The organism is Sphingomonas sp. 8AM, assembly GCF_902506455.1.
Classification (GTDB): domain Bacteria; phylum Pseudomonadota; class Alphaproteobacteria; order Sphingomonadales; family Sphingomonadaceae; genus Sphingomonas.
The window spans coordinates 3270529-3285180 of sequence record NZ_LR733844.1 but is presented as its reverse complement, the minus strand read 5'-3'; the positions used below and the strand labels follow the sequence as shown (position 1 = coordinate 3285180).

The following is a 14652-nucleotide window of genomic DNA, read 5'->3' as shown; positions in this document are numbered from 1 at the left end:
CCGGGGCCCCGCTTCTTCCCGACGGTCGCGACGTAAAGCGGGACCCCGGATCAAGTCCGGGGTGACGAGTTAAACGTCGGATCTACGCGACCGCCGCCGCCGCCAGCCCGCGCACATCGACCCGCGCCTTCAGCCGCGCCGCGAGCAACGCCGTGCCGCTCACCTTGCGCTGGACGAACAGCGTCTCGACATGCGGAACGTGCCACGTCGTCCGGTCAGCGATCATCGCCTTGGCCTCCTCGCGCACCACTGGGACGAACGCGCGGTCGCCGAAGTCGAACGCGCCCGGCCGGTTGAGCGCGTCGTCGATCGCCGCGATGATCCGGTCGATCGCCGGGCGATGCGCCGCCGCCGCCGCCGAACCGAGGAACCCGACCGCAACCGCTGTCTCGCGGATCGCGTCGCGGTCGCGCGCCAGCCCCGCTTCGATCAGCCGCCGATACCCCGCCGCGGTCTCCTCGGGCACGCGCCGTGCCGCGCCGAAGTCGAGCAGCACCAGCGCGCCCGTTTCCGGCTGCCAGCGGTAATTCGCGAAGTTCGGATCGGTCTGCATCACGCCGAATTCGAACAATTCGCGCAGCACCAACGTGATCAGCGACGTCATCGCCACGTCGCGCTCGTCCTGCGACGCCTCGGCGAGCGCCTCGATCGGCCGCCCGGCGACGAACTCCATCGCCAGCACCCGCCTGGTGGTCAGCGCTTCCTCCAGCGCCGGCACGACATAGCGCGCATCCCCCGCCAGCCGCTCGCGATAGGCGCGCAGCTCCGCGCCCTCGCGGACGTAATCGGCTTCCTCGGCCAGCTGCCGCTTGGCCTCCGCCAGCAGCGGCTTGAGATCGAGCGTCGCCGGCAACAGCCCCGAAACACGCAGCAGCGTCGCAACATTGTCGACATCCGCGCCGATACTGTCGGCGACACCCGGATATTGCACCTTGATCGCCAGCACCCGCCCGTCGGGCAAGGTCGCGCGATGCACCTGCCCGATCGACGCGGCGGCGACCGGTGACGCCTCGAAATGCCGGAACCGCCGCCGCCAGTCCGCGCCCCATTCCTCGCGCAGCACGCGGTCGAGCTGTTGCGGGGGCATCCGGTAGGCCTGATTGCGAAGCTGCGCGAGGATCGTCTGCAACTCGGGTGGCAGCACGTCGCCCGCGTCCATCGAGATCATCTGCCCCAGCTTCATCGCCGCGCCGCGCAGGTGCGACAGCCGATCCGCGACGCGCGCGGCATTGCCGGGGGTGAGGATCAGGTCGCCGACCTTGGGCCGCTCGCCCGCCGCCAGCCGCCGCGCGCCCTCGGCGAGCATCCCGCCCGCGACACCGCCCGCCAGCCGCCCGAACCCGCCGAGCCGCGCCAGCCGCCCGCTCGGCACCGCGCGATGGCGGGCCCTGGAAAGATCATCATCCTGCATGGCGGCAGAGCGCGGGAGAATAGCGCGCGGTTCCGTGCCTATCCCGTCATCCCGGACTTGATCCGGGATCCCGCTTCTTCTTCCCTTCCCGCGAGAAAGAAGCGGGGCCCCGGATCAGGTCCGGGGCGACGACGGAAGCGTGAACTTACACCCGCTCCAACACCCGCCGCGCCTGCACCAGATGCGGCGCGTCGATCATCCTGCCATCGAGCTGCAACACCCCCGCTCCCGGTGCCGCCTCGAACGCCGCGACCACTGCCCGCGCGTGCGCGACCTGCTCCGCGGTCGGCGTAAAGGCAGCGTTGATCGTCGCGACCTGCGCCGGGTGGATCGCCATCATCCCCGTGAACCCGTCACGCGCCGCTCGCGCCGCATAGCGCGCCAGCCCCGCCTCATCGCGAAACGCCGGATAAACCGTCTCGATCGCCGCCACCCCCGCGGCATGGGCAGCGAACAAGGCCAGCGACCGCGCCATCTCATAAGGCGCCGTAAACCGGCCATCTTCCTCACGGCTGGTCGCCGCCCCGATCGCCGCGGGCAAATCCTCCGCCCCCCACGTCAGCCCGGCGAGCGGCACGCTACAGCCCGCATAGCTGCCAAGCTGAAAGATCGCCGCCGGTGTCTCGGTCGCGATCGGCAGCACCGGCGCGACGATCCCCGCCGCTGCCAGCCGCGCAGAGAGATCGAGAACGCTCGCCCCCCCCTCAGCCTTCGGCAGCACGATCGCATCCGGCGACACCCCGGCAAGCGCCGCCAGATCCTCCTCCAACAGCGCCGTCCCGAGCGGATTGACCCGCACGAACTCCGCCACGTCACCGCGCGCCGCCCGCAGCCGCGCCGCCACCGCCGCGCGCGCTGTCGCCTTGGCCGCAGGCGCGACCGCATCCTCCAGATCGAGGATCAGCGCATCCGCTCCGCTCGCCGCGGCCTTGTCGAACCGCTCGGGCCGGTCGCCCGGCACGAACAGCAGCGAGCGCAACCTCATGCCGCGCGTCGCTTGAGCAACGCGGTGCGCAGGCACTGGCACACCACTTCATCACGCTGGTTGCGCAGACGGTGCATGAAGGTGACGATCCCCGCCTCCGGGCGCGAGCGGCTGTCCTTCAACTCATGCACTTCGGTCTCGGCACGCAGCGTGTCGCCGAGGAACACCGGCTTCGGCATCACCAGTTTGTCATAGCCGAGGTTGGCGACCAGCGTCCCGAGCGTCGTATCGCCGACCGACAGCCCGACCATCAACGCGAAGGTGAAGGTGCCGTTGACGAGGATCTGCCCGAACTCGCTCGCCTTCGCGGCCTCGGCATCGAGGTGGAGCGGCTGCGGATTGTGCGTCATCGTCGTGAACAGCAGATTGTCGGTCTCGGTCACGGTGCGGCGGATCTCGTGAACGATCCGGTCGCCGACCTGCCACTCGTCATAATGACGGCCGGCCATCATTCGTCTCCCGCGCTGATCCGCGCCAGCAACATGCCCTCGGTTACCTGCGCGCCCTCGCCGACCTTCAGCTCGGCGACGACGCCGTCGAACGGCGCGAGCAACGCCTGCTCCATCTTCATCGCTTCCAGCACCAGTAACCGCTCGCCGCGCGACACCCGCTGGCCCTGCGCGACCGGCACCGCGATCACACGCCCCGGCATGGGCGCGAGCAGCGCACCATCGCCCTCGCTCGCGCCGCCGAGCTGATCCGCGCGCCGAGCCCCGAACGGCCACGCCTCGCCGCCCGCGAACAGCACGCCGTCCGCGACCTCGGCGCCCGGCAACGGCGCGGGCTCCGCCACATAGGGCTGCCCGGCCACCTCGACGGCCACCTGCATCGCCGGCGCGGCATTGGTGCGGAACCCACGCAACGCAGTCCATGGCGTATCACCCGCCGCAGGCAACAACGCCCCCGCCGCCGCCGCGACCACCGCCTGCGACGGCTCTGCCGACGGGATCAACGTCTCGGCGTGGCGCGCGATAAACCCGGTATCGACGCGCCCCGCCACGAAGTCGGGGTGCGCCGCCGCCCGCGCCAGAAATGCGGCGTTGGTCCGCACCGGCCAAACCTGCGTGCCCGCCGCCGCCGTCGCCAGCCGCTGCGCCGCCTGCGCGCGCGTCGCGCCATGCACGATCAGCTTGGCGATCATCGGGTCATAGAACGGCGTCACCGCCCCACCCTCCTCGACCCCGCTGTCGACGCGCACCCCCGTCGGGAAGCGCAGCCGCTCCAATGGCCCCGTCGACGGCAGGAAGCCGGTCGAGGGGTTCTCGGCATAGAGCCGCGCCTCCATCGCCCAGCCATTGATCGCCAATTCGTCCTGCGCCTTCGGCAACGGCTCACCGCTGGCGACGCGCAACTGCCACTCGACCAGATCCTGCCCGGTGATCGCCTCGGTGACGGGATGCTCGACCTGCAACCGCGTGTTCATTTCCATGAACCAGATGCGATCGGCGCGGAGCCCCTCCGACGCATCGGCGATGAACTCGATCGTCCCCGCCCCGACATAATCGACCGCCCTGGCCGCGCGCACCGCCGCCTCGCACACCGACGCGCGCGTCGCCGCATCCATCCCCGGCGCAGGCGCTTCCTCGATCACCTTCTGGTGCCGCCGCTGGAGCGAGCAGTCGCGCTCGAACAGATGCACCACCTGCCCGTGCATGTCGCCGAACACCTGCACCTCGATATGACGCGGCGACAGGATGTATTTCTCGATCAGCACGCGCGCATCGCCAAACGACGCCGCCGCCTCGCGTTGGCAACTCGCCAGCGCCTCGGCGAAGTCGCCCGGCGCGTCGACCTGCCGCATCCCCTTGCCGCCGCCGCCCGCGACCGCCTTGATGAGCACCGGATAGCCGATCGCATCCGCCTCGGCCTGCAGCCGGTCGGGCGCCTGATCCGCGCCCAGATAGCCCGGCGTCACCGGCACCCCCGCCGCGATCATCCGCGCCTTGGCGGCGTCCTTCAGCCCCATCGCGCGGATCGCCGCGGGCGGCGCGCCGACCCACACCAGCCCGGCCGCGACCACCGCCTCCGCGAACTCGGCATTCTCGGACAGGAAGCCATAGCCGGAGTGGATCGCCTCCGCGCCCGTAGCGCGCGCCGCATCGAGCAGGCGGTCCTGCCGCAGATAGCTGTCCGCCGCCGCCGCGCTGCCGATACACACCGCCGCATCGGCCTCGCGCACGAACGGCATCTCGGCATCGACATCGGAGTGGACCGCGATCGTGCGAATTCCCAGCGTGCGCGCCGTGCGAATGATCCGCCGCGCGATCTCGCCGCGATTGGCGATCAGCAGCGATCCGATCATGATGTACAGCCCTCGGTACGCGCCGAATAGGTGACGTTCAGGATCTTCCATCCCGTCGCCCCGCGCACCACGTCGAACAGGTTATAGCCGCATTGCACCGGCTTGCCGGAGACGGTGACCGTATAGGGCGCCCACACCATCGCCGCATTGTCGTCGATCTCGATCGCCGGAACGCCCTGCTTCTCGACGAGACCTTGCTCGGGGGTGAGTTGCGCCGCCCACTCGGCCCAGCGCAGCGTCCGCCGCTGCGGCGCGCCGTCCGGCGCGGTACGCGTCGCGGTGATCGTGCCCTCCGGCAGCGTCGCGGCGAGCGCGGCGGCGCGGTCGTTCGTCTCGATCGCGCGCAGCAGCGCGTCGACCGGCACCATCACCTGCGCCTCCTCGGTCCCCGACGGCGGCAGGGCGGTGCCCTTCACGATCGGGGCGACGGGCGTGGTCTGCGCCAACAGCATCAGCAGGATCATCATTGTCTCCCTTCGATCACATCCGGAACAGGCCGAACTGCGCCCGCTCGGGCACCGGCGCGTTCAGCGTCGCGGCAAAGGCCAACCCCAGCACATCGCGGGTCTGCACCGGATCGATGATCCCGTCGTCCCACAGCCGCGCGGTCGCATAATAAGGATTGCCCTCGTCCTCATACTTTTGCCGGATCGGCGCCTTGAAGCGCTCCGCATCTTCCGCGCTCCACGTCTCCGCGTCGCGGTGGACGGTCGCCAGCACGCTCGCCGCCTGCTCGCCGCCCATCACCGAGATGCGCGCATTCGGCCAGCTGAACAGGAACCGCGGCGAGTAAGCGCGCCCGCACATCCCGTAATTGCCCGCGCCGAAGCTGCCACCGATCAGGACGGTGATCTTCGGCACCGAGGCCGTCGCAACCGCCGTCACCAGCTTCGCCCCGTTCTTGGCGATCCCCTCCGCCTCATATTTCCCGCCGACCATGAAGCCGGAGATATTCTGGAGGAACAGCAAGGGGATACGCCGCTGGCACGCCAGCTCGATGAAATGCGCGCCCTTCAGCGCCGACTCGCTAAACAACACGCCGTTATTGGCGAGGATCGCGACCGGCATCCCCCAGATATGCGCGAAGCCGCACACCAGCGTCGTACCGTACAGCGCCTTGAACTCGTGAAACTCGGAGCCGTCGACGACGCGCCCGATCACCTCGCGCACGTCATAGGGCGCGCGCACGTCCTGCGGCACGATCCCGTACAGCTCCTCCGCATCGAGCAACGGCGCGCGCGGCTCGGCCAGCGCCACATCCGGAGTCCGCGCCTTCCCCAAGGTCGCGACGATATCGCGCACGATCAGCAGCGCATGTTCGTCATTCTCCGCGACATGATCCACCACCCCCGAGCGGCGCGCATGCGTCTCCGCCCCGCCCAGCTCCTCGGCGGAGATCACCTCGCCGGTCGCCGCCTTCACCAGCGGCGGCCCGGCGAGGAAGATCGTCCCCTGATCGCGCACGATCACGCTCTCGTCGGACATCGCCGGGACGTAAGCGCCACCCGCGGTGCAGCTCCCCATCACGCACGCGATCTGCGCGATCCCCTCGGCCGACATCTGCGCCTGATTGAAGAAGATCCGCCCGAAATGCTCGCGGTCGGGGAACACCTCGGCCTGATGCGGCAGGTTCGCGCCGCCGCTGTCGACCAGATACAGGCACGGCAGCCGGTTCTCGCGCGCGATCTCCTGCGCGCGCAGGTGCTTCTTCACCGTCATCGGGAAGTACGCGCCACCCTTTACGGTCGGGTCATTGGCGACGATCATACACTCGCGCCCAGACACCCGCCCGACGCCCGCGATCATCCCCGCCCCCGGCGCGGCATCGTCATACATACCGTTCGCCGCCAGCGCGCCGATCTCCAGAAACGGCGCGCCGGGATCGAGCAACCGGTCGACGCGCTCGCGCGGCAGCAGCTTGCCGCGCGCGACATGCCGCGCGCGGTGCTGCTCCGACCCGCCCAGCGCGCTCGCCGCCGCTTTCTCCCGCAACCCCGCCACCAGCGCGCGGTTGTGCGCGTCATTTGCCGCGAACGTCTCCGACCCCGCGTCGACCAGCGAACGGATCGCGATCATTGCGCCCTCGGTGCGTCGTGCCCGATCAACTCGCGCCCGATCAGCATCCGCCGCACCTCGTTGGTCCCCGCGCCGATGTCGAGCAACTTGGCGTCGCGCCAATAGCGCTCGACCGGCCAGTCCTTCGTATAGCCCGCGCCGCCCAGCGCCTGGATCGCCTCGCCCGCGACCTTCACCGCGCTCTCCGAGGCGAGCAGGATGCACCCCGCCGCATCGAAGCGCGTCGTCCGCCCCGCGTCACACGCCTTCGCCACCGCATAGACATAGGCACGCGCCGAATTGAGCGCGACATACATGTCGGCGACCTTCGCCTGCATCAGCTGGAACTCGCCGATCGCGCGCCCGAACTGCTTGCGCTCGCGGACATAGGGCAGCACCGTATCGATACACGCCTGCATGATGCCAAGCTGGATGCCCGACAGCACGACCCGCTCGTAATCGAGCCCCGACATCAGCACCTTCACGCCACCGTTCAGCGGCCCCATCACCTGTTCGTCGGCAACGAAGCAATCGTCGAACACCAATTCGGCGGTCGGCGAGCCGCGCATCCCCAGTTTGTCGATCTTCTGCCCGATCGAGAAGCCCGCGAAGCCCTTCTCGATCAGGAAGGCGGTGATCCCCTTCGACCCGGCCTCAACATCGGTCTTGGCATAGACGACCAGCGTATCGGCATAGGCTGCGTTGGTGATCCAGAACTTGGTCCCGTTCAGCCGCCATCCGCCGTCGACCTTCGTCGCGCGCAGCTTCATCGAGACGACGTCCGATCCCGCGCCCGCCTCCGACATCGCGAGGCTGCCGACATGCTCGCCCGAGATCAGCTGCGGCAGATATTTCGCCTTCTGCCCGGCCGAGCCCCAGCGCCGGATCTGGTTGACACACAGGTTGGAATGCGCGCCATAGCTGAGCCCGATCGCCGCCGAGGCGCGGCTGACCTCCTCGCACGCGATCACATGCTCCAGATAGCCGAGCCCCAGCCCGCCATCGGCTTCCTCGACGGTAATCCCGTGCAGCCCGAGCGCGCCCATCTCCGGCCACAGCTCGCGCGCGAAGCGATCCTCGGCATCGACCTGTGCGGCGATCGGCGCGATCCGGTCGGCCGCAAAGCGCTGCACCGTCTCGCGGATCGTGTCCGCCATCTCGCCCAGACCGAAATCGAGGTCCATCGCTCTCTCCTATGCGTCGTTGCGCGGCATCCTAGAGCGTCGCCACCACCCCGCAAAATTGAAATGCGCCGAAGCTGGATATAGATGCCGTCTATGATCGACCGCTATCACTTGCGCTATTTCCTCGCCGTGGTCGACGCCGGCAACTTCTCGCGCGCCGCCGCCGCCTGCAACGTCGCGCAACCGACCTTGTCCGTCGGGATCGCGCGGCTGGAGGCGTCGCTCGGCCGCACGCTCTTCAACCGTACCAATCGCCGGGTCGCCCTTACCGAGGCCGGCGCCGGGCTGCTCGCCCACGCGCGCGCGATCGAAAGCGGGTTCGCCGCCGCCGAGCGTGCGGTGACCGGCGCCGCCTCTGCTCCGCTGCTGCGGCTGGGCGTGCTGACCACGATCCCGCGCCACTGGATCGAGCGCTGGCTGGCGGCGCGTAGCGGCGATCGCGTCGAGCTGGTCGAAGGCAACGAGCGCGATCTGCGCGCGCGGCTCGCGCGCGGTCGGATTGACGCCGCGCTGACGATCCTGCGCGACGGCGACGAACGCAGCGAGGGGCGGCATCTGCTTACCGAGGGCTATGCGCTGGCGATCGGCGCGACGCACCCGCTCGCCGCGCGCGCCTCCCTGCGCGCCGAGGAGATCGCGCACGAACCGATGATCGTCCGCCGCCATTGCGAGATGCTGTCGGAGACCAGCCGCTTCTTCACCGCACGCGGCGTCCGCCCGTTCTTCCCGGCGCGCACGACCAGCGACGACCGCGCACTGTCGCACGTCCGCGCGCGGCTGGGGATCACGGTAATGCCGGACAGCTTCCACGCCGATGGCGTCGCGCGCGTCCAACTGGAGGATTTCGATGCGACCCGCGATGTTGGGCTGGTGTTCGCCGCGCACGCCCGGACCGACGCCGCGCTGATCGCCAGCTTGCGAGAGGCGCTGACCTGAGCAAGCCGTCATCCCGGACTGAATCCGGGATCCCGCTTCTCTCTTCTGGCCGACGACAAAGAAAGGCGGTCATCGCCCGGCTGCATCAAGCCCGACCCGACCAATCCGTCATTGCGAGCATAGCGAAGCAATCCAGGGCGTCCTGGTCCGGCCCTGGATTGCTTCGCTTCGCTCGCAATGACGAGGATAATCTTGACGTCATACCCCTACGATCTATCGCTTCCCCCGCGTCATCAGATCCGGCTTGGGCGGGGGTTTCCATCCTACCGGCGGGACCACCTGCTGCCGGCTGGTACCCAGCCCCATCGCGCCCGGCTGCTGCCGCTTGAGACCTTCCGCCGCCGCCGCTTCCGCCACCGAAGCGCCGCCCTGCAACAGGCTGATCCGGTCACGCAGCCGCCGTGCTTCCTCAAAGTCGAGCGCGCCAGCCGCCGCCTCCATCCGCGCCCGCAACGCGCGGATCACGCTCGCCTGTGGTTCACCGTCGTCCATTCCGAACCAACCGGTCACCGCTCCCGGCGTTCCGCTCAACCGATCAGTCGCCGCAACACCACCCGCAGCTTGGCACCATAGCCATTGGTCTCGTCGAAAAACGCCGCGCGCAACCCGGCGGTCGCCGCCACCTTTCGCGCGTACAACGTCGCGTCGCTCGCCAGCGCGCGCAACGCCGCCGCATAGCCCGCGACATCGTCGGGCGCGACCTCGACCGCCGCATCGTGCACGAGTTCGAGCGCGGGACAGACCCGTGACGTCACCACCGGCCGCCGCGCGATCACGCCCTCCGCGACGATCATCGCGAACCCCTCCTCGAAGTCGCTGCGCGTTGGCACCACCACCGCGTCGCTTTCAGACAAACGCTGCGTCAGCGCGGCGCGGTCGCAAAAGCCGTGCAGCAGGAACAGCTCCTCCATGTCCGCCGCGCGCACCGCATCCTGTAACGCCGGGCTGGCGGTACCCTCGCCACAGATATGGAAGACGATCCGCCGCCCGCCTTCCGCGTGCAGACGGCGGCAAGCCTCAAGCATGTCGAACACGCCCTTGTTGTGTTCGACACGGCCCGCGAACACGACATGGAAGTCGCCCTGCGGCATCGCGGCGGGCGGTGCGATCGCGGCGAATTGCGCCGGCGCATAGGTCGGCAGGAACAGCGTCGCGTCGATCCGTCCGCCCGACAGCGCCTTCACCTGCGCGACGATCAGCGGCGAGGCGGCGAGCGTCGGGTCGGCGAAGCGGTAATGGCACCACGCCAGCAATCGCGCGATCACCCGCCGGATCAGCGGCTCGCGTGCAGCGGGGCGCAGGATCGCGCAGTGCAGCGCGTTGACGAAGCGGACACCGCGCCACCGCCACGGCAGCAGCGCCCACCAATGGAACATCGCATCGGTGAGCACGATGATCCGCGCCCCGCTCGCAGCCGTCTCGCGCACCCGCCCCCACAACCACGCGATCTCATGCAGATGGTAGCGTAGCCCGGCCGCGGCGCGCCGCGGACGGTTCATGATGTGCACGCCCGGACGCACGTCGTCGTAGCGCGGCTGCGCGGCGCTGGTGGTCACGATCAGCTCGACGCCCAGCTCGGCGGCGATCTCGTAGAATTGCAGGAGGTAGCTGGTGCCGAAATAGCCGAGCGGCGTGCCGGTGCGCCAGCTGTCGTGCACCACCCGCGCATCGACGGGGCCGCTGATATAGCCGATCTTCGTCTCGCCGCGTCGCGACACCATCAATCCCCGTGGCAAGGACGCCGACCGCGCCGCGACCGTCCATCGGCGCTTGGCGCGTGCGGGTCAAATCGCGCCGTCACCGCGCAGCCGATAGCCGACCCCGAGTTCGTTGGCGATCACGCTGCCGACCGGCGCCGGCGTTTCCAGCTTCTGGCGCAGGTTGCGGATCACGATCCGCAGATATTCGATTCGCGCATCCTCGTCCCCGCCCCAGCACGCCGCGAGCAGCCGGTCGTGCGTCACGATCCGCCCGATATGGCGGACGAGCACCGCGAGCACGTCATGCTCCTTGCGGGTCAGATGCACGTCCTCGCCGCCGCGCCGCACGATCCTGCGATCGAGATCGATGTCGAGGTCGCCGCGCGTCACCACCTTCTGCGCCGCGACCGCCGGCCCGCGATGCCGCAACGCCACGCGCAGCCGCGCCAGCAATTCCTCGGTATCGAACGGCTTGCCGACGAAGTCATCCGCGCCGAGGTCGAGTGCGGCGACTTTCTCGTCGACCGCGTCGCGCGCCGAAACCACGAGGATCACCACCTCGCCACCGGCATGGAGCAGCGGGATCAGGCTCAGCCCGTCGCGATCGGGCAGCCCGAGATCGAGCAGGATCGCCGCCGGATGCTCGGCCGCCGCCTGCTGCAACGCGTCCCTGGCGTTCCCCGCCTCGACCACCTCGTAGCCGGCGCGCTCCAGCGTGTTGCGCAGGAGCCGCCGGATCGCGGGTTCGTCGTCGACGACAAGGACCTTGGCAGGCATCAGGACAGACCCTCGATCGCGGCGTCGCGGACGATCAGCGCCGCCGGAAACACCAGGGCGAACGACGCGCCGCCCCCGTCGCCACGATTGCTCGCCTCGACCATCATCCCCATCGCCTCCGCAAACGCCTTGACGATCGCCAGTCCCAGCCCGGTCCCGCCGATCGCGCGGTCCGACCCCTCCAGCCGCGTAAAGGTCTCGAACACCTCCGCCTCGCGCCCCGGCGGCAGCCCCGGCCCATGATCGAGCACCGCCAGTCGCAACTCGCCGAACCGGTGCCGCCCCTCGATCACGATCTCGCTGCCCGGATCGCCGTACCGCCCGGCATTGTCGAGCAGGTTGAGCAGGCAATGGTGGAGCAATTGCGGGTCGGCGCGCACCAGCGGCAGGTCGGGCGGCACGTCGAGCCGCACGCCATGTCCCTCCAGCGCGCGCCGCGCATCATGCGCCGCGCCGGTCACCGCATCGCTCAGGTCGATCGCCTCGACGTTGAGCCGGATCGCGCCGGCCTCGACCCGCGCCATGTCGAGCAGATTGGCGACGAACCGGTTGAGCCGCGCCGATTCGCCCTTGATCGTCCCGATCAGCTCCGGCGTTGCGCCGTGATCGAGCTGGTCGGCGGCGGCGATCACCGCGGTCAGCGGTGTGCGCAGATCGTGGCTCACCGACGACAGCAACGCCGCGCGCAGCCGGTCGCGCGTCCGCACCACGTCGAGATCGCGCATCTCCGCCTGCAGGCGCAGCCGCTCCAGCACCAGCGCCGACTGGTCGAGCAAACTGCTGAGCAGCGGCAATTGATCGGCACGCACCGGATTGGTGCCCCCGTCGTTCGCCACCCCCAACACCCCCAGGGTCCGCGCGCCCGCCCTCAGCGGCTGGAACAACCATTCGGACGCGGCGAGCGTCCCCGATCCCTTGCCCGCCGCATTGCCGGTGTCGAACGCCCAATTGGCGGCGGCATTGTCCATCGCGTCCAGTCGATAGCCTGGGTCGCTCGCCGCCAACACCTCCAGCGCCCCGCCCGCCGCCGCCCCGAGCAACACGACATGCACGTCGAGCAGCCGCCGCACGTCGTCGCAGATCATCCGCGCCGCCTGATCGGCGTCGTTGATCGCCGCGATCTGCCGCAGGAACCCGGCGAGCGTGGCGTTGGTACGCGCGCTGGCCGCGGCGAGATCGGCCTGCGCGCGCACCCGCGCGGTCAACTGGCTCGTCGCGAACGCGATGCCGAGCAGCACCACCACCGAAATGACATTCTCGGGATTGTTGATGCTCAGCGTGCCCACCGGCGGCAGGAAGAAGAAGTTGTAGGCCAGCGTCGAGGCGAGCCCCGCGAACAACCCGGTGCGTAGGCCATAGAGGCTCGCCGCTGCCATCACCGGCAACAGATACAGCAAGGCGACGTTGCCGAGGTCGATGACATGGACCAGCGCACTCCCCGCCGCCGTCACGCCGGCGACCATCGCGCCCGTCACCGCATAGCCAGACGGCGCACCCCACCGCGCCGGCCGCCGCGCACCGCGCTCGGTTCGCGCCGCCGCCACCGGCAGGACGTGCACCGTCACGTCGGGCGTATCGCGCACCAGCCGGTCGACCACCGATCCGTGCCGCAACTCGAACCACCGCGAGCGCGGCGACTTGCCGAGCACCAGTTGCGTCGCGCGCGCATCGGCGAGGAACCCCTGTATCCCCTCCACCACGTGCGTCGCCGGCACCGTCGCCACCGCCGCCCCAAGCTGCGTCGCCAGCGTCATCGCCGCCGCCACCCGCGCGTGCTGCGCGTCGGTGAAGTGCGCGGCGCGCGGCGTCTCGACGAACAGCGCGGTCCACGGCCCCCGCAGGCCATCCGCGATCCGCTTGGCGGCGCGCACCAGCACGTCGCTGCCCGGCAGCTCGCTGATCGCGACCACGATCCGGTCGCTCCCCGCCCAGGTGCCGCCGAGCCCGAGCGCGCGCACGTCGTCGAGCATCCGCGCATCGACCGCCTGCGCCGCGCGCCGCAGCGCCAGCTCGCGCAGCGCCGACAGGTTCGAGCGCGAGAAGAAATGCCCCAGCGCGCGCGTCGCCTCCTGCGGCAAATAGACCTTCCCCGCCTTCAGCCGCTCGATCAGCTCGTCGGGCGGGATGTCGACGACCTCGATCTCGGCCGCCTCGAGGATGCTGTCGGGCACCGTCTCGCGCACCCGCACCCGCGTGAAGCTGGCGACGACGTCGTTGAGGCTCTCGACATGCTGGATGTTGATCGTCGAATAGACGTCGATCCCGGCGGCGAGCAGTTCCTCGACATCCTGATAGCGTTTGGGGTGCCGGCTGCCCGGCGCATTGGTGTGCGCCAGCTCGTCGACCAGCACCAGCCGCGGCGCGCGCGCCAGCACCGCGTCGAGGTCCATCTCGTGCAGCAGATGCCCATCATGGTTGACCGCGCGCCGCGTGACGATCTCCTGCCCGCGCGTCAGCGCCTCGGTCTCGACGCGGCCGTGCGTCTCGACGACGCCGACGACCACATCGACCCCGTCGCGACGCCGCGCCTTGCCCTCGGACAGCATCTCATAGGTCTTGCCGACGCCCGGCGCCGCGCCGAGGAAGATCTTCAGCCGCCCGCGCCCCTCCTGCGCGGCGGCGCGCAGCAGGGCGTCGGGATCGGGCCGGGCGTCGCCGTTCGGCGGCATCAGCGTGCGGCGGCGTCCAGCGCGCGGTTGAGCGCCAGCACGTTGACGTGCGCGTCGCCGAGCAGAAGCGTCTCGGTCTGCGCCGCGACCAGCGCGCGCACCCGATCGACCGGCACCCCGCGCACGCGCGCGACGCGCGGCACCTGCGCCTGCGCGGCGGCGGGCGACAGATCGGGATCGAGCCCCGAGCCGCTGGCGGTGACCAGATCGGCGGGCATGTCACCCGTCACCCCCTCGCCACGCCGCGTCGCGACATCCTGCGTCACGCGCTCGACCAGCGCCTTGCTGGTCGGCCCGAGGTTCGACCCCGACGAGGCCAGCCCGTCATAGCCCTTGCCCGCCGCCGACGGCCGCGTCTGGAAATAGCGTTCGGCGACGAATGCCTGCCCGACGACGGTCGAGCCGATCACGCGCCCCGTCGCATCGCGAACGAGGCTGCCGTTCGCCTGCGCGGGGAAGATCACTTGGCCAATGCCTGTCATCGCAACAGGATAGACCAGACCGAGCAGGATCGCGAACAGGATCGTCATGGCGATCGCCGGCCGCACGGCAGTTTTGATGTCGGTGTTCATTGAAGGCTCCTTACCTAAAGCCCCTCCCCTTCAGGGGAGGGGTTGGGGTGGGGGAGTCACA

General features: G+C 69.9%; 13 protein-coding genes. 1 reads left to right on the top strand and 12 read right to left on the bottom strand.

Going from position 1 to position 14652, the window contains the following annotated elements; all coding sequences use genetic code 11:
- Positions 1-82: 82 nt before the first annotated feature.
- The 7 genes from BACI71_RS15475 to BACI71_RS15445 form a co-directional block, all read right to left on the bottom strand.
- Positions 83-1411 carry an ABC1 kinase family protein gene (locus BACI71_RS15475; RefSeq protein ID WP_159760119.1) on the bottom strand — a complete coding sequence of 443 codons (1329 nt, stop codon included), beginning with the start codon at positions 1409-1411 and terminating at the stop codon, positions 83-85.
- A gap of 145 nt (positions 1412-1556) precedes the next feature.
- On the bottom strand, positions 1557-2396 hold the full coding sequence (locus BACI71_RS15470) for an HpcH/HpaI aldolase/citrate lyase family protein (protein WP_159760117.1): 840 nt from the start codon (positions 2394-2396) through the stop codon (positions 1557-1559).
- Positions 2393-2845 (bottom strand): MaoC family dehydratase, encoded by a 453-nt coding sequence (locus tag BACI71_RS15465; RefSeq protein WP_159760115.1) that lies wholly within the window; start codon positions 2843-2845, stop codon positions 2393-2395. Before BACI71_RS15465 ends, BACI71_RS15470 begins: the two co-directional genes overlap by 4 nt.
- Positions 2845-4698: an acetyl/propionyl/methylcrotonyl-CoA carboxylase subunit alpha gene (locus BACI71_RS15460; RefSeq protein WP_159760113.1), complete on the bottom strand. Its 1854-nt coding sequence runs from the start codon at positions 4696-4698 to the stop codon at positions 2845-2847. Before BACI71_RS15460 ends, BACI71_RS15465 begins: the two co-directional genes overlap by 1 nt.
- Positions 4695-5162 (bottom strand): hypothetical protein, encoded by a 468-nt coding sequence (locus BACI71_RS15455; RefSeq protein ID WP_159760111.1) that lies wholly within the window; start codon positions 5160-5162, stop codon positions 4695-4697. The genes BACI71_RS15460 and BACI71_RS15455 overlap by 4 nt, the downstream gene beginning before the upstream one ends.
- A gap of 16 nt (positions 5163-5178) precedes the next feature.
- Entirely contained in the window at positions 5179-6774 is a 1596-nt protein-coding gene (locus tag BACI71_RS15450) for a carboxyl transferase domain-containing protein (protein ID WP_159760109.1), read from the bottom strand.
- A complete protein-coding gene (locus BACI71_RS15445; protein ID WP_159760107.1) occupies positions 6771-7937 on the bottom strand; it encodes an acyl-CoA dehydrogenase family protein in 1167 nt (388 codons plus the stop codon). The genes BACI71_RS15450 and BACI71_RS15445 overlap by 4 nt, the downstream gene beginning before the upstream one ends.
- 93 nt (positions 7938-8030) lie before the next feature.
- On the opposite strand from BACI71_RS15445, the gene BACI71_RS15440 reads away from it, so the two are divergent.
- On the top strand, positions 8031-8873 hold the full coding sequence (locus tag BACI71_RS15440) for a LysR family transcriptional regulator (protein ID WP_159760105.1): 843 nt from the start codon (positions 8031-8033) through the stop codon (positions 8871-8873).
- Positions 8874-9086: 213 nt separating this feature from the next.
- Here BACI71_RS15440 and BACI71_RS15435 read toward each other — a convergent pair whose 3' ends face one another.
- From BACI71_RS15435 to kdpC, 5 genes are all read right to left on the bottom strand, one after another.
- A complete protein-coding gene (locus BACI71_RS15435) occupies positions 9087-9365 on the bottom strand; it encodes a UvrB/UvrC motif-containing protein (RefSeq protein ID WP_159761263.1) in 279 nt (92 codons plus the stop codon).
- 35 nt (positions 9366-9400) lie between these two features.
- The gene (locus BACI71_RS15430; RefSeq protein WP_159760103.1) at positions 9401-10594 is read right to left on the bottom strand and encodes a glycosyltransferase family 4 protein; all 1194 of its coding nucleotides are present in this window, start codon (positions 10592-10594) and stop codon (positions 9401-9403) included.
- A gap of 63 nt (positions 10595-10657) precedes the next feature.
- On the bottom strand, positions 10658-11350 hold the full coding sequence (locus tag BACI71_RS15425; RefSeq protein ID WP_159760101.1) for a response regulator transcription factor: 693 nt from the start codon (positions 11348-11350) through the stop codon (positions 10658-10660).
- A complete protein-coding gene (locus BACI71_RS15420; RefSeq protein WP_159760099.1) occupies positions 11350-14019 on the bottom strand; it encodes a sensor histidine kinase in 2670 nt (889 codons plus the stop codon). Before BACI71_RS15420 ends, BACI71_RS15425 begins: the two co-directional genes overlap by 1 nt.
- Positions 14019-14591 (bottom strand): potassium-transporting ATPase subunit KdpC, encoded by a 573-nt coding sequence (gene kdpC / locus BACI71_RS15415; RefSeq protein ID WP_159760097.1) that lies wholly within the window; start codon positions 14589-14591, stop codon positions 14019-14021. The genes BACI71_RS15420 and kdpC overlap by 1 nt, the downstream gene beginning before the upstream one ends.
- Positions 14592-14652: the final 61 nt, after the last annotated feature.